Source organism: Dyadobacter sp. BHUBP1, from assembly GCF_050587785.1.
GTDB lineage: Bacteria > Bacteroidota > Bacteroidia > Cytophagales > Spirosomataceae > Dyadobacter.
Genome location: NZ_JBOBIH010000010.1, coordinates 1 through 16,086 on the forward strand (window position 1 = coordinate 1; position 16,086 = coordinate 16,086).

12 protein-coding genes are annotated in these 16,086 nt (G+C 48.4%); 6 read left to right on the top strand and 6 right to left on the bottom strand.

Annotation, left to right across the window (positions count from 1 at the left end; all coding sequences use genetic code 11):
* Positions 1–432: 432 nt before the first annotated feature.
* The 4 genes from dxs to mutL form a co-directional block, all read right to left on the bottom strand.
* Entirely contained in the window at positions 433–2,376 is a 1,944-nt protein-coding gene (gene dxs, locus ACQ4MZ_RS27295) for a 1-deoxy-D-xylulose-5-phosphate synthase (RefSeq protein WP_430850568.1), read from the bottom strand.
* Between the two features lie 86 nt (positions 2,377–2,462).
* Positions 2,463–3,377, bottom strand: a complete 915-nt coding sequence (locus tag ACQ4MZ_RS27300) for a rhomboid family intramembrane serine protease (protein WP_430850570.1) — start codon at positions 3,375–3,377, stop codon at positions 2,463–2,465.
* Between the two features lie 9 nt (positions 3,378–3,386).
* Positions 3,387–4,172 carry a rhomboid family intramembrane serine protease gene (locus ACQ4MZ_RS27305; RefSeq protein WP_430850572.1) on the bottom strand — a complete coding sequence of 262 codons (786 nt, stop codon included), beginning with the start codon at positions 4,170–4,172 and terminating at the stop codon, positions 3,387–3,389.
* 58 nt (positions 4,173–4,230) lie between these two features.
* Positions 4,231–6,117: a DNA mismatch repair endonuclease MutL gene (mutL, locus tag ACQ4MZ_RS27310; protein ID WP_430850574.1), complete on the bottom strand. Its 1,887-nt coding sequence runs from the start codon at positions 6,115–6,117 to the stop codon at positions 4,231–4,233.
* 242 nt (positions 6,118–6,359) lie between these two features.
* On the opposite strand from mutL, the gene ACQ4MZ_RS27315 reads away from it, so the two are divergent.
* Complete coding sequence (locus ACQ4MZ_RS27315; RefSeq protein ID WP_430850576.1) at positions 6,360–6,524, top strand: hypothetical protein; 165 nt, start codon at positions 6,360–6,362, stop codon at positions 6,522–6,524.
* A 93-nt stretch (positions 6,525–6,617) separates the two neighbouring features.
* Here the strand turns inward: ACQ4MZ_RS27315 and nagB are convergent, their stop codons facing one another.
* Positions 6,618–8,558 carry a glucosamine-6-phosphate deaminase gene (nagB, locus tag ACQ4MZ_RS27320; RefSeq protein ID WP_430850867.1) on the bottom strand — a complete coding sequence of 647 codons (1,941 nt, stop codon included), beginning with the start codon at positions 8,556–8,558 and terminating at the stop codon, positions 6,618–6,620.
* A 353-nt stretch (positions 8,559–8,911) separates the two neighbouring features.
* Here nagB and glyA point away from each other — a divergent pair, with 353 nt between their 5' ends.
* The 5 genes from glyA (at position 8,912) to serS (ending at position 14,626) form a co-directional block, all read left to right on the top strand.
* Entirely contained in the window at positions 8,912–10,213 is a 1,302-nt protein-coding gene (glyA, locus tag ACQ4MZ_RS27325; RefSeq protein WP_430850578.1) for a serine hydroxymethyltransferase, read from the top strand.
* Positions 10,214–10,448: 235 nt separating this feature from the next.
* Entirely contained in the window at positions 10,449–11,150 is a 702-nt protein-coding gene (locus ACQ4MZ_RS27330; RefSeq protein WP_430850580.1) for a tetratricopeptide repeat protein, read from the top strand.
* 118 nt (positions 11,151–11,268) lie between these two features.
* Positions 11,269–11,766 carry a 6,7-dimethyl-8-ribityllumazine synthase gene (gene ribH / locus ACQ4MZ_RS27335; RefSeq protein ID WP_430850582.1) on the top strand — a complete coding sequence of 166 codons (498 nt, stop codon included), beginning with the start codon at positions 11,269–11,271 and terminating at the stop codon, positions 11,764–11,766.
* Positions 11,767–11,916: 150 nt separating this feature from the next.
* On the top strand, positions 11,917–13,275 hold the full coding sequence (locus ACQ4MZ_RS27340) for an aspartate kinase (protein WP_430850584.1): 1,359 nt from the start codon (positions 11,917–11,919) through the stop codon (positions 13,273–13,275).
* 58 nt (positions 13,276–13,333) lie between these two features.
* Positions 13,334–14,626, top strand: coding sequence for a serine--tRNA ligase (gene serS / locus ACQ4MZ_RS27345; RefSeq protein WP_430850586.1), 1,293 nt, complete (start codon positions 13,334–13,336; stop codon positions 14,624–14,626).
* A gap of 30 nt (positions 14,627–14,656) precedes the next feature.
* Here the strand turns inward: serS and ACQ4MZ_RS27350 are convergent, their stop codons facing one another.
* Positions 14,657–16,000, bottom strand: a complete 1,344-nt coding sequence (locus ACQ4MZ_RS27350; RefSeq protein ID WP_430850588.1) for a MutS-related protein — start codon at positions 15,998–16,000, stop codon at positions 14,657–14,659.
* Positions 16,001–16,086 lie beyond the last annotated feature (86 nt).

Genomic DNA, 16,086 nt, shown 5'->3' on the forward strand with positions numbered 1-16,086 from the left:
GGGGGTCTGGTGTTCACCTCTTCCCAGTGGTACGCCAGCCGGTCGAGCGCGACCCCGGCCCCAACAGAGAAGTTAAGCGGGGCTGCCTAAGCGGGGCTGCCTAAGCCGAGGGCGTTCAGCCGCCACAATTACTAATCAAATACAATAGCACCCCATGAAGGACGCTTTTTTGCGTTTAGGGTGTTTCGAATGTTTATCCCTTGACAGAATCACAAGTCGTAGCCCGGAATAATGCTGGTAGGCAGACTATCTCTGCGTAGATTTAGTACACTCACACAACTTAATTTTAGCTCCTGAGCAATCTTTTGCCTTCTCTGGCTTTTGGCTCTGTCCAGCGTTGAAAGATACTCTCAAAAGCGGGAATGGCCTAGCTAACCACCCACCAACAAAAAAGCCGATCATCAGACCGGCTTTGAATAGGAAACTTATATCTTAATGAACAACTGAAGCCGCTTTAAACTGTCGTGCCATAAATTCAATTGAAGCGGAAATAATGCCATCCACATCGATCCCGCATTCTTTGTAAAGCTCCGAAGGCTCACCATGTTCAACGATCGCATCGGGAATCCCGAGTCGCTTCACTTGGCTGGTATATCCGTTATCAATCATAAATTCGAGCACTGCGCTGCCGAATCCGCCTTGTAAGCAGCCATCTTCCAATGTCATGACTCTGTCATAGGACGAGAAGATTTCGTGCAGCAGAGCCTCATCCAGCGGCTTTGCAAAACGCATGTCGAAAAGACCAGCATGGATGCCCTGTTTCTCTAACTCTTCACACGCTTTCAAAGCAAAATTACCAAGTGGACCGAATGAAAGAATGGCAAGATCGGCTCCGTCTTTCACTTTTCTTCCTTTACCAATCTGGATTTCTTCAAATGGCGTTTTCCAATCCGGCATAACACCATTGCCTCTTGGGTAGCGGATCGTGAATGCATTCTTGCCCGATTGAAAAGATTCCAACTGAGCTGTGTACATCATATTCCGTAGCTCCTGCTCATTCATAGGCGAGGCAACAACCATATTTGGAATACAACGCATGAAAGCGATATCGTACACGCCATGGTGCGTCGGCCCATCGGCTCCTACCAATCCGGCTCTATCCAGACAGAAAATAACCGGGAGTTCCTGAATGCACACGTCGTGCACGACCTGATCGTATGCACGCTGCATGAATGTGGAGTAGATATTACAGAAGACAATGTCGCCCCGTGTCGCCATACCTGCCGAGAAAGTAACAGCGTGCTGCTCGGCAATACCGACGTCAAATGCTCTTTCCGGAATGGCTTCCATCATAATGTTCAATGAAGAACCGGATGGCATTGCAGGTGTGATACCCACGATCTTTTGATTCTCTTTGGCCAGCTCCACAATGGTATGGCCGAATACATCCTGATATTTTGGCGCCTGAGGTGTATTGTAGACTTTTTTCTGAATCTCGCCCGTGATTTTGTCGAAGACGCCGGGAGCGTGCCATTTCGTCTGGTCTTTTTCTGCCGGGCCATAACCTTTTCCTTTGACGGTAAGGCAATGCAGCAACTTGGGACCAGGAATGTTTTTGAGATCTTTCAATACTTCGGTCAGATGGCTGATATCGTTTCCATCAATGGGGCCGAAATAGCGCAAACCGAGCGATTCGAAAAGGTTGCTCTGCCGCAGGATTGCTGTTTTCATAGCCGTTTCGACTTTGGAAACAATTTCCTGGGCGCTTTTTCCGAAGTTGCTCATTTTGCCGAGCAGGTTCCAAACCTCGTCTTTAAACTTGTTATAAGTCTGCGAAGTGGTAATGTCGGTCAGATATTCTTTTAAGGCACCGACGTTCGGGTCGATGGCCATGCAGTTGTCATTAAGGATAATCAGGAGGTTGGAATCCGTGGCACCGGCGTGGTTCATGCCTTCGAAGGCTAAACCAGCCGTCATGGCGCCGTCTCCAATGATGGCTATGTGCTGGCGTTCGAAGTTCTTTTCCAACGCGGATGCTACGGCCATACCGAGTGCCGACGAAATAGAGGTAGACGAGTGGCCTACCCCAAATGCATCGTAAATGCTTTCTTTTCTTTTAGGAAAACCGGACAATCCGCCGTAAACGCGGTTGGAATGAAACTCATCGCGGCGACCGGTAAGAATCTTATGCCCGTAAGCCTGGTGACCTACATCCCAAACGAGCTGGTCGTCGGGCGTGTTAAATACATAATGTAACGCTACGCTCAATTCCACCACTCCCAGACTTGCACCGAAGTGTCCGCCGTAAACCGACACGTTATCGATGATAAATTGCCTTAACTCGTTGCAAACCTGCGGAAGCTGAGAACTGTCCAGTTTTCGAAGATCTTCGGGAGAATTAATTGTCGCTAATAATTTTCCTGGCGTTATAAGCATACCGTAGGGCTATTGAATCAAATTTACTAGCTGTCCGCTTTATTAAATAGTCACAAAATTAAGCAAATACGTAATAAGTCTGACTATTATTTTTGCTGGCTTGCCTTGAACAACTTCTGCTTCTCCTCACGCGTCAGGCTTTCATAACCCGATTTTGAGATTTTATCCAGGATCGAATCGATTTCCATCTGATCGGGCATTTCGATGGGGCTCGATGATGATGATGAATATACGCTGGTACTGCGGTACACTTGCCGCTCGCGGTAAGTTACTTGCATGGATGGGCGCTTTCTGAAAATGCGCGACCATATCGACAGTAGCCCGTAAATGGGTTTGCCCAAATCTGTCCCGTTTTGCAGCAGTTTGATGAAAATATAACCCGTGAACGCCCCGCCTAAATGCGCCAGGTTTCCGCCTGCATTAGGACCAACCGTTTGTGCAAGCGACAGAATGATATAGAAGAGTGCAATAAATTTAATGCGTACCGGCCCCAAAAAGATCAGGTTGAAGGTGTAGTTAGGCAATAGCGTAGAAGCTCCTACGGCCACCGAAAAGGCCGCCGCGGATGCACCCAACATCCTAGAACCTTCGATATGGGCCTGAAAATAAGGCAACAGGTTATATAACACAATGTAAATCAGCCCGCCGGCGATCCCGCCCAGCATATACAACGCCACGACTCTCTTGGCGCCCAGATATTCGTCCACCAGCTTTCCAAACCAGTAGAGAAAGAGCATATTGAAGAGAATGTGAAAAATATCATCGTGTGTGAAGAAATACGTGATGAGCGTCCAGGGCTTGTATATGAATTCTTCCGTAGCAGCCGGAAGCTGTAACATATTGATCACCAGTGCGTATATGTTTGAAGATTGGGAGAGGGTAAGCACAATCTTCATGAGCAGCAGAATCAGGAATACTGCTGTGTTTATCAGAATAATCTTTACAAGCGCATTCTCGGATTTCGCGAATTCCCTTTTAACGTCGTCAACAATATTGCTCATCTTCTTCTTCTAATAGAAATTTGACTTTTGCGTACCCCAGTAACGCAACAATATATATGCAAATAGCATTCCTCCAATGTGCGCGAAGTGGGCAACATTATCGGACTGAGCGTTTTGTATTCCTGAATACAATTCAAAAAGCCCATAAAAAGCGACGAAATACTTCGCTTTTATAGGGAACGGTACAAACAGGAGAAAAAGCTCCGTATTTGGAAATAGCAAACCAAACGCCATCAGGATGCCGAAAATTGCGCCCGAGGCGCCGACCATCGGTATGCTTAGCATACTCTGGTAAACGTCCTGTACATCTCTAATACTCTGTTGAATATACATGGAATTAGTCGGATTTACTTCAAAATCATTCACAAATTGAAGCCTGTATTCATAGTAGGCTTCGGCATGTTTGCTCAGGAAGTCGGCGAAGCCGTCGGGTGTGGGATTTTGTGTATATATCTCAACAGCCTTAGCCAATTGCCAGTTCTCATAAAGGCCTATCCCTGAGAACAGCAACCCCGCACCAATGCCCGTTACAAAGTAAAATATCAGAAAACGCTTCGGCCCCCACACCCTTTCCAGCAGCGGCCCGAACATAATCAGACCGAACATGTTACTGAAAAGGTGGCCAATGCCGCCATGCAGGAACATGTAGGAGACAAACTGGAAAATATGGAAATCCGGCGACATCACCGGCATGAGCGCAAACTGGCCTTTCAGATTAAAAACAGAAGAATCTATAAAGTAGAATAGAATATTCAGTATCAATAAATTCCTTACCGTGGGGGTTATGGCTAACATATTTGATTCAAATTCAAAGATTTATCTCCAATTAACTTCGCAAATCCGGTTTTTTTTCTCAACCGCGGAATATGTTCGCCAGCTTATCCATCGTCAGCAAAACGATAATCGGTTCACCACCGGGCGTCCGGTTCGGGTCCGAGGATGAGAACAGCTGGTTAAGCAATGTGTGTATCTCGACGTATGAAAGCTTGACGGCGTACCGCACCGAAAAACGTTTCGCGAGTGACCTCGACAAGCTTTCCGGCTTATTCAGTTTAAGGTCGGAATAACTCTGTTTGAGTTGCTCGATCAGCTCTTCGAACAGGTCCTGCTCGCTTTCCTCGGGCAAATCGGCCGGAATGCCGCGGATGATCAGCTCGTTAGCCCCGAATTCGTCAAACTCAAATCCTAAACTGCGGATCTCCTTTTTCGTCTCGTGCACGAGCTGCATGTCCGAATGCGTGAGCCGGATGGTTTTCGGGAAAAGCAACTGCTGACAGGCGCCATTACGGTTAATCAACATCTTACGATACCGTTCGTAAAGAATGCGCTCGTAAGCGGCCTTTTGGTCGATAAGCATGATGCCATCCTTCACCTGCGACAAAATGTAGCGGTTATGGAGCTGGAACAGCAATGCATCAGCCTCCGGCGCGGCAATGACCTCGGACGCCATCCGGTTCACTTTGCTGGCAACGGTTTTAGCCTGTTCCTGGTACACGGGGCGCGAAGCAGTAGTGGCGCCCATTTCGAATGCTGCCAGTTCGCGGTGCCTGTCTTCGGTATTTTGCAATCCCTCGAAAAGCTTGCTCCAATTGGTCAGGTTCGATTTAGATGCACCGCCCTCGCTCTTGCGCGGCTGCGCGGCCCAGTCGGGCATGACCGTGCGCGGGATCAGGTTGTTGTTCGGTTCGGCCGGTGTAGGGTTGAGGAAATTTATATTTTCTTCAAAGTCGATGGACTGTGAGAGATTATAAACACCCACTGCCTTCTTGACTGCCGCCATAATGATCGCATACACCGAGCGCTCGTCGTCAAATTTAATCTCCGTTTTAGTGGGGTGAATATTGATATCGATATGAGACGGGTCGATTTCAATAAACAAAACATAAAACGGATGACTACCCTCCGGAATGGTGCCGTCGAATGCGCTGATCACCGCGTGATGCATGTAATTATGCTTGATGAAACGATCATTCACGAAAAAGAACTGCTCCCCACGCGTTTTACGGGCAAATTCGGGCTTGCCGATGTAGCCGCGCACATTGATGTACGACGTGTCCTCCTGGCAATAGGCCAGCTGTTCGCGGTAGCTTTTGCCGTAAATATCGATGATCCTCCGCACCAGCTTCACCGGTTGCAGGTTGAATACCTCGGTATCGTTGTGATGGAGCGTAAAGCCGACTTCCGGATGTGCCAGTGCTACCCGCTGAAACTCGTCGAGTACGTGCCGCATTTCGACGGAATTCGATTTCAGGAAGTTCCTGCGGGCCGGTACATTGAAAAACAGGTTGCGAATCGAAAAGTTGGTGCCTTTCGGGCAAGCCACGGCCTCCTGCGTTTTAATCTCCGAACCGTCGATACGGATCAACGTGCCTAGTTCGTCAGATTCCTGGCGCGTTCGCATTTCCACCTGCGCCACAGCCGCGATGGAGGCCAGCGCTTCGCCGCGAAAACCCATTGTCTTGATCCTGAACAAGTCTTCCGATTGCCTGATCTTGGAGGTAGCGTGCCTTTCGAAGCTCATGCGCGCGTCGGTTTCGGACATTCCGGTACCATTATCGATCACCTGGATGAGCGTCCGGCCGGCTTCGCGGAGTATGACCTGCACTTGGCTCGCCTTCGCATCAATCGCGTTTTCCATCAGCTCCTTTACCACCGAAGCGGGTCGCTGAACGACCTCTCCCGCGGCAATCTGGTTAGCTATGGAATCGGGTAATAGTTGAATGATGTTGGATGAAGGCATGTTGGAAGTGGCAGTTAACTTTACTATAACAAATAAACAAAAATTTTTTTTACTGCCCGGCGAATATCGGTGGGTAACAAATCGGGAGATTTTGCTTTATCAAGAATCCCGATTGAAATAATTACATTAATAATTCAAATTTTACAGAAAACGAGCGCGTTAGTATTGTAAAAAGTTGTTGACTATTAATTAATTATATAACTTGGGATACTAACCCATGTTATTTAGCACCTGATCCTGTTATGAAAACGCCAATTATCAAGAGATTTAACTTTACCATGGCATTGCAATGGCTGATTTTTTTGCCAGTCATTCTGCCTCTTTGTGTCATTTTCGGCGCCGTACAAGGCGTCATGAATATGGTTGAAAAAATGGCGCACAGGATGTGGGTTGACATGGAATTGTGACACCGCTCCGACACGTTTTACTCAGCGTATCAGGTAGATATAAAACGAAAATAGCCCGGAAACTTCCGGGCTATTTTCGTTTACAGTTATTACTTAGAACTTCCAGCGTACAAATGCTTCCATTGCTTCGTATTCGGCCAGACCGAGTGAATCGTAGAGCTGGGCCGTTCCGCGGTTGCGCTCCTCAGCACGTTGCCAGAACTCGCGTGAGTCTTCGCCCTGGAACACCACACCGTCTTTTTGCGACTGGTGTTTGAAAATTCCCTGGCGTTTTTTCAGCACCTGGTCCGGGCTCATCGGCACTGCCATCTCGATTTCATAAATATCCCATTCAGCCCATGCGCCGCGGTACAACCATACCCAACAGTCTTTCATGAAGTTCTTATGTTTCGAGCGCTGCAATGCGGCTTCGATAGCATCCCAGCACACTTTGTGTGTTCCGTGCGGATCGGCGAAGTCGCCGGCTGCATAGATCTGGTGCGGTTTGATCTCCTCGATCAGGTTTTCGATGATCTTGATATCTTCTTCACCGATCGGCTTTTTCTGAACAGTACCCGTTTCGTAGAAAGGCATATCGAGGAAGTGTGCCTGGCTGGTAGGGATACCCACGAAACGGCAGGTAGCTTTCGCTTCACCACGACGGATCAGACCTTTCACCTTACGAACCTCTGGGCTGTCGATCTCGCTGTTTTTAGTATGTCTCAAAAATTCCTTCGCATCCAGGAACAACTTGCTCGCATTCGGGCTGTCGATATCGAAGCCTTTGTTGAAGTCGACGACGAAATCAATAAAACGCAATGCTTCATCGTCGGCTACGGCGATGTTACCGGAAGTCTGGTAAGCAACGTGTACTTCGTGGCCCTGGTCGACGAGACGTTGGAAAGTACCACCCATTGAGATAATGTCGTCGTCAGGGTGCGGGCTGAAAATCAGCACGCGTTTTTTCGCAGGCTGAGCGCGTTCCGGACGGTGCGTGTCATCTGCATTAGGCTTACCACCCGGCCAGCCGGTGATAGTATGCTGCAATTGGTTGAATACATTGATATTGATCTCGTAGCAAGCACCATATTGTGCCAGCAAGTCGCTCATACCATTATCGTTGTAATCCTTGTCGGTTAGTTTCAGGATTGGTTTTTTCAAGGTTTGCGACAAATGTGTTACCGCTTTCTTGATCATTTTATTATCCCAAACCACTGAATCCACCGCCCAAGGCGTCTTGATGCGGGTCAGTTCGGAAGCTGCGCTTTCGTCCACCACGAAAGTAACATCCGCATGTGCTTGCAGGTAAGAAGCCGGGTTAAGCTCGGTTACAGGGCCTTCCACAGCGTTTTTGATCACCGAAGCCTTTCTTTCACCCCAAGCCAGCAGCACTATACGGCGTGCATTCAGGATAGGTGCGACGCCCAACGTGATCGCCTTGCGCGGTACGTTGTGCAGCCCGCCGAACTCCATGCTCGCAGCGGCGCGCGTAGAGTGGTCGAGCGTGATGAGGCGTGTGTGCGAGTTGATGAGCGAGCCTGGTTCGTTGAAACCGATGTGGCCATTTCCCCCAATTCCCAGCAACTGGAAATCGAGTCCGCCTACCGCATTGATTTTATTCTCATAAGACGTGCAGTAATCGCGCAGCAAAGCAGCGGGTACCGTTCCGTCCGGAATGAAATAGTTTTCTTTTGGAATGTCGACATGATCGAACAGCTGCTCTTTCATGAACCGGTGGTAGCTGTAAATGGAGTCCGGCTCCATTTGGTAGTACTCGTCCAGGTTGAAAGAAATCACATTCTTGAAGCTCAAACCTTCTTCACGGTGCATACGCACGAGGATCGCGTAGACGGTCTTCGGTGAAGAACCGGTTGCAAGTCCCAAAACACAAGGCTTACCTTCCTTTTGTTTCTGACGGATGAGGTCCGAGATCTCTTTTGCAACCGCATAGGACGCTTCTTTGGAATCGGCAAAAATCTGCGTCGGGATTTTTTCATAGGTGATGGGCTGCCCTATGGTGCCGGTAGTGCCTTTTCCATTGCTGGAAGCTTGCATCAGGATGGTTTGTGGACTTACCGTTTGTTGGCTCATAACTAAATGTTAAATTATTTAAGAGTTTCGTGAATAGACTTCGAATTAAACTGCAAGTTACTCATGTGTTCGATCACGCACGAACGATTTGACCACAAAAGTACAACGGAAAACAATTATTCTTAAAATAATTTAAGAAATAACTTACACATAAAATTACGCTTGTCGCACCGCTATGGGCTATCCGTCCGCATTAAGCTTACGAGCCGGTTCGCACTTTAAATATAAAGTAAGTGTTAATATTTTATTCCAAAATAATTGCTCGTATTTTTGCGGCTTATTCCACGAGTATCACACCATTTTTTCTGACAAATCCCATGTCTACACTCACCAGCGTTGAACGCGACACCGCCATTTTTGATCTGATCAACAGAGAAAAACATCGCCAGGAGTCTGGTATCGAACTGATCGCATCTGAAAACTTCACGTCACGCCAGGTGATGGAGGCGTCAGGCAGTGTGTTGACCAATAAATATGCGGAAGGTCTTCCGGGCAAGCGCTACTACGGCGGTTGCGAAATCGTTGACGAAATCGAGCAGATCGCGATCGACCGTTTGAAAGAACTTTTCGGCGCTACCTGGGCTAACGTACAGCCCCATTCGGGAGCACAAGCCAATACGGCTGTTTTCCTTGCTTGTTTGAACCCTGGTGATAAGATCATGGGCTTCAACCTGGCACACGGAGGCCACCTTACACACGGCTCGCCTGTGAACATTTCGGGTAAATATTTCCAGCCTGTATTTTATGGGGTAGAAGCAGAAACTGGCCTGATCGACTGGGATAAAGTAGAGGAAACGGCATTGAAAGAGCGTCCGAAACTTTTGATCTGCGGTGCTTCGGCATATAGCCGTGACTGGGATTATGAACGTCTTCGCGCAGTAGCCGACAAAATCGGTGCGTTGCTGATGGCCGATATTTCCCACCCTGCCGGTTTGATTGCAAAAGGTCTTTTGAAAGACCCGTTTGATCATTGCCACATTGTTACTACTACTACGCACAAGACACTTCGTGGCCCACGTGGCGGTGTGATCATGATGCGTAACGACTTCGAAAACCCATTCGGTATCAAAACGCCGAAAGGTCAGCTGCGTACCATGTCGTCGCTTCTGGACTCAGGCGTTTTCCCGGGCACACAAGGCGGACCTTTGGAGCACATTATCGCTGCCAAAGCCGTTGCATTCGGCGAGGCATTGAGCGAAGGATATTACAACTATGCTACCCAAGTTGCGAAAAATGCACAGGCAATGGCTAAGGCATTTGTTGACAAAGGTTACCGCATTATCTCAGGCGGAACTGATAACCACCTGATGCTGATCGACCTGCGCACTAAAAATGGTGTGGAATCAGGCCTGACGGGTAAATTGGCTGAGAACACATTGATCAAAGCGGACATCACCATCAACAAAAACATGGTGCCATTCGACGACAAATCGCCGATGATCACCTCGGGTATGCGTGTAGGTACTGCCGCTATGACTACCCGCGGGTTGGTTGAGGCAGATATGGAGCGTATCGTTGACCTCGTTGATACCGTTCTGGTAAACAATGACAACGACGCGAAAATCGCCGCTGTGAAAACAGAAGTGAACGAATGGATGAAACAATATCCATTGTATTAATATAAAATAGTAGTAAAAAAATGCTGCGCGGTAACACTGTTACCACGCAGTTTTTGTTTTGGGTTCGCCTAATATATTGACTTACAAATCAAAGGCCCTGAAATGCATTTGTCACCGTAAGCCTTTCGTTAACTAACGGTTGGCGGGAAATATATAACTTAAAGAATTGTGACCTAACTTGTTTTGACTTAACAAGTTTTTCATAACTTTGCACTCCAAAATCGAATTATTTGATATGAGCAAGAAGAATACGGGCGAATCCGGGATTGAAATCATTGAATCTCCGGAGGCATTAGCAGGCCAGATCAATAAAGCTGAGGTTTTTTTCCTTAAAAACCGCAAGGTTGTTCTTGGAATCGGGGTGGCGGTTGTGGTTGCTATTGCTGGTTTCGCGGGTTACCGTTTTTACATAGATGGTCAGGAAGGCACTGCCCAGAATGCACTTGCCAGTGTCGTGTACGATTTTGAAGCCGATTCATTGCAAAAAGCATTGAACGGAGCCGGTGGTAACGAAGGCCTTTTGTCAATCGCCGACAATTACAAAGGAACCGACGCCAGCAACCTTGCAAACTTCTACGCTGGTGTGGCTTTGCTGAAACAAGGCAAATACGACGAGGCTATCAGCCGTCTGCAATCATTCAGCTCTTCCGATCTGTTGATCCACGCACGTGCTCAATCATTGATCGGTGATGCTTATCTCGAAAAAAACCAGCCTGCTGAGGCTATCTCATACTATCAGAAAGCTGCTGATTATGAGAAAAACGAATATTTCACACCTGTTTATCTGATGAAACTGGCACTCGCGCAGGAGAAGGCCAACCAGCCTGCTGACGCGGTTGCTACGTATAAACGTGTTGTTGACGAGTTCCCACTTTCCTCGGAAGTGGTGAATGCCAAGAAATATATGGGATTATTAGAGGGACAGGTCGGCAAATAATGGTTAAACCATTCTGTTTCTGAAAAAGGATAAAGCCGACCTCGGTTTTATCCTTTTTTTATTCATTTAACCCGGAAATTTAAATCATACCTGTTTTTAATAAACCCCTTGAAAATCGATGTCAAGTGCCGATAAAAATTTAAGCGTGTTCACAACGGAAGGACTTCCGGATATCAGTAGTAAAAAATTCGCGATCGTCGTGGCCGAATGGAACAGCGAAGTGACCGGGAAACTGTTCGAAGGAGCTTACCAAACCCTGATCACCTACGGGGCGCTGCCTACGAATATCGTCAGAGGTAATGTACCAGGCAGTTTTGAGCTCACGATGGCCTCGCAATGGTTCGCGCAGCGCGCGGATATCGATGCGGTGATTGCATTGGGCGTGGTAATCCAGGGCGAGACGAAGCACAACGATTACATTAACCACGCGGTGGCACAAGGCATTACCAATGTGAGCCTGAAATACGACAAACCCGTCATTTTCGGTGTGTTGACCCCTAATAATATGGAACAGGCATTGGATCGTGCAGGCGGCGTGCATGGTAACAAAGGCGACGAGGCAGCCATTACGGCGATCAAGATGATCGGGCTTAAAAATATAATTTTGAATGATTGAATGACTGAATGATTGAATAGGGCGGGTTACTGATTTGCAACATTAGCCATAGCTTGATTTATTACTTAAAGCCTATTCGGTCATTCAATCATTCGGTCATTCAATCATTACCCATTCAGTCATTCAAAATTCAATCATTCATAATTAACTATGCAAGTCTGGAAATTTGGCGGTACTTCGGTAGGGAAGCCTGAGCGTATGCACTCAATCCGCGAACTCCTCAACAATGATCCTAATCGTAAAATTGTGGTATTGTCGGCTTTGTCCGGTTCTACCAATGCGCTGATCGCTATCGGAGAAGCGGCCAAATCGTATGACGATGCCAGGGCTGCTGCTTTGATTGAAGAGTTAAAAAATCATTACGATCTGTTTATCAAAGAATTGTACTCTACGCCGGAAGGATTGGAGGCTGGTCAGCAGATCGTAGACTCCGAATTCGGGTTTATCAAATCCGTGGTAAGCGTGAAGCCTTTCACGATCAAGCAGGAGAAAGAACTCGTTGCGGAAGGAGAAATATTGAGTACCAAAATGTTCCAGGCTTATCTGGAAGAAAAAGGCGAGAACTCGGTATTGCTGCCTGCATTGGATTTCATGCGCATCGACGCCGACGGTGAGCCGGAACTGGCAACGATCGAAGAGAAATTGGTGACGATTTTGAACCAATATACCGACAAACAGACCATCGTTACCCAAGGCTTCATTTGCCGCAACCCGCGCGAAGAAGTAGATAACCTGAAAAGAGGAGGGTCTGACTACACGGCTTCATTGATCGGCGGTGCCATCCGTGCCGACGAAATCCAGATCTGGACCGACATCGACGGAATGCATAACAACGACCCGCGCATTGTGAAGCGTACCTTCCCGATCCGCGAGCTGACGTTCGAAGAGGCAGCAGAGCTGGCTTACTTCGGTGCGAAAATTTTGCACCCTAGCACCATTACCCCTGCCAAACTACGCGGTGTGCCGGTTCGTTTGAAAAACACTATGCAGCCGGAAGCGCCGGGTACACTGATCGCGACCCAGACTTCCGACCGCGATATCAAAGCCATTGCTGCGAAAGACAATATCACGGCGATCTACATTCATTCGACCCGTATGCTGAATGCTTACGGCTTCCTTCGCAGGGTGTTTGAGATCTTCGAAAAATATAAAACACCGGTGGACATGATCACGACTTCCGAAGTATCGGTGTCGGTAACGATCGATAACTCCGAAAACCTGGAACAGATCAGTGCCGAACTGCGTGAATTCGCTGATTTGGAGGAACATGACCGCGACCAGAATATCATTTGTATCGTAGGTAATTTCAGCGCCGACAAAGAAGGCATTGCCCTGAAAGTGCTTGACGCGATGAAAAACATCCCGATACGAATGATTTCGTACGGCGCTTCGGAGCATAACCTTTCATTGCTGATCCATTCAAAATACAAAGCGGAAGCGTTGAATGTCCTCAACGAGCGTCTCTTCTTTTACGAAGACGCCATGAAAGACATCTTCACTGCTCCCTGAGCTCAAAGCATTCAAATACTAAAAAGCTGATCGCCGAAAGCCGACAGCCGACAGCCTCATGTTACAAACCAATTTTATCCGCGAAAACCGCGAACTAACCATCGCGGGATTGACCAAAAAGCATTTCAAGGATGCCGAACAGGCGGTAGACCGCATTATAGAACTCGACGGCAAACGTCGCCAGATTCAGCAGGACCTGGACGATGTGCTGGCTGCATCCAACAACAAAGCCAAGGAAATCGGCGCATTGATGAAAGCCGGCCAGAAAGCCGAGGCAGAAGCCGCCAAAGCCGACACCGCTGCATTGAAGGAGCGTTCCAAGGCGTTGGAAGAGGAGCATAAGGTATTTGAAGAGGCGTTGTTACAAGAGCTCGTAAAGCTGCCAAACCTTCCGCACGAGAGCGTTCCCGAAGGCCGCACCGCCGATGACAATGTGACGGTTCTCGAAGCCGGTACCAAGCCGGAATTACACGAAGGTGCATTGCCGCATTGGGATTTGATCAAAAAACTGGGTGGTAACCTGGCCCCGATCATCGACTTTGAGCTTGGGAACAAAATTACCGGAGCAGGTTTTCCGGTGTACAAAGGCAAAGCCGCACGTTTGCAGCGCGCTATGATCGCATTCTTCCTCAATGAGGCGGGTAATGCAGGCTACACCGAAGTGCAGCCGCCGATCGTGGTGAATGCGGATTCCGGTTTTGCGACAGGTCAGCTGCCGGATAAGGAAGGCCAGATGTACCATGCGACCGTCGATGATTTATATCTGATCCCAACGGCTGAGGTGCCGGTTACCAACCTTTACCGCGATGTAATCGTGGCGGAGAGCGAATTACCTGTTAAAAACGTGGCATTCACGCCGTGTTTCCGTCGTGAGGCGGGCAGTTGGGGCGCACACGTACGCGGGCTGAACCGTTTGCACCAGTTCGATAAGGTGGAAATCGTGCAGATCAACAAGCCGGAGGATTCATACAAAGCCCTCGACGAAATGGTGGAACACGTGAAAAGCCTGCTCGAAAAGCTGGAACTGCCTTACCGCATTCTGCGCTTGTGTGGCGGCGACATGGGTTTTACATCCGCATTGACCTACGATTTCGAAGTATGGTCGGCCGGGCAGCAGCGCTGGCTGGAATGCAGCTCCGTTTCCAACTTTGAGACTTACCAGGCCAACCGTTTGAAACTGCGTTACAAGAATGCCGACAAGAAAACGCAGCTGCTTCACACCTTGAACGGCTCTGCATTGGCATTGCCGCGTATACTGGCTGCATTGCTGGAAAACAACCAGCAGCCCGACGGAACCGTGAAAGTACCGGCGGTATTGGTGCCGTTCTGCGGTTTCGATGTGATCGAATAATGCATTTGAAATACGATTAACGAAAGGCTCTCATTCCGATGAGGGCCTTTTTGCTTTTTGGAGCAAAGCGGTCACACCGGTTTGGTCCATAATGAGCCTGCCGACCTTCTCAAATGCGGCGCCTTCTTCGATTTTAAATGTGTTTTGAAATTGATTGTTGTTGATATGGGTTCGGAAACATCGGAAGCTAAGCTTGGAATGGCCGGAGTAATGGGTGATCAATTCGTGAATGTGGGTTGATACCAGAAAACACGAGCCGCCGAAGTTCGCAAAACCATTGAGTACGGTTTTAGAGCAGTGCAAAGCATCCTCCTGATTAGTGCCACGGAATAGTTCATCTACGATCACAAAGCATTTTTCACCACGGTTCAATGCTTGGGAAATCTGTTTGATACGCATCATTTCATTGTAAAAATGGCTGAAACCCTGGTCGAGGTCGTCGGAGAGGTGGATAGACGTGAAGAGCCGGTCGATAAATGGTAATTGCAGCGATTTTGCTGGTACAGGCCAGCCCAGATGCGCGAGATAAACAATGATACCGCAGGTTTTGAGAAAAGTCGTCTTACCGCTTGTATTTGCTCCGGTGAGGATACATACGGGAGCGTTGGTGCCCAGCTCGAGGTCGTTGGCGATTGCATCGGTAATGAGCGGGTGCCAGGCTGCTTCGGCATTGAAATCATTGGAATGCAAATCAAAAACCGGAAATGTAAGTCGATGGCGTCTGGCTGCTTTGACAATCGCCATACAGGCATCCAGCTTATAAAGCGTGTCGAGCATTTGCCGGAACCCGTCCCGGTGGCTGATCCGCAAATGATAGTCGAGGTAGAAGATTGAGCGGTTGGATAGTTTCCCCTCATTCTTTCTCAAAAACACAGACAGAAGGGGGGAGAAGATAAACTTCCTGAGCCCGGCAATGTCTTCGGCAATTTCATCGGGAATGGCAGTTTTCGAAAGGTGATCCAGCGTGGATTGAACCGCCCTGGCCAGTCGCAGCGTTGCGAGCACGCCGCTTTGAATGCGGTAATATTCCCCCTTGTTTCTAACCGAATACCACCACGTATCAAACCAATGCTTGATCACATCCTGCGACATGGAATGCGCCACGCTTAACGCGTAGTAACTTTCGGCGGCGGCGGCATATGCTTTGGCAATGTTGACCTGCCAGGCCGTCGGACGTATGGCAATGGCTTTTAGCAGGTCCTGAAAGCAAATAATGTCTTCGGGCGTTTCCTTGGGCCGGGTGATAATGCTTTTGAGATAATCGCCGCCGCCCAGCGTTTCGGTGTGGTTATAGAAAGCGAAAACGCTGGCTGCACGGCTGTTTTCGGGCAGGAGTTGTAGTTCGTGTAAGGTATGCCGGTCTACGAGCTGCATTCGGGTAGTTTTGCGTATTCCCAAATGTAGGAACCGGTGCGAATACGTGCCGTTAAAGAAAGTTAAACTTGCAAGTACGGGAGACG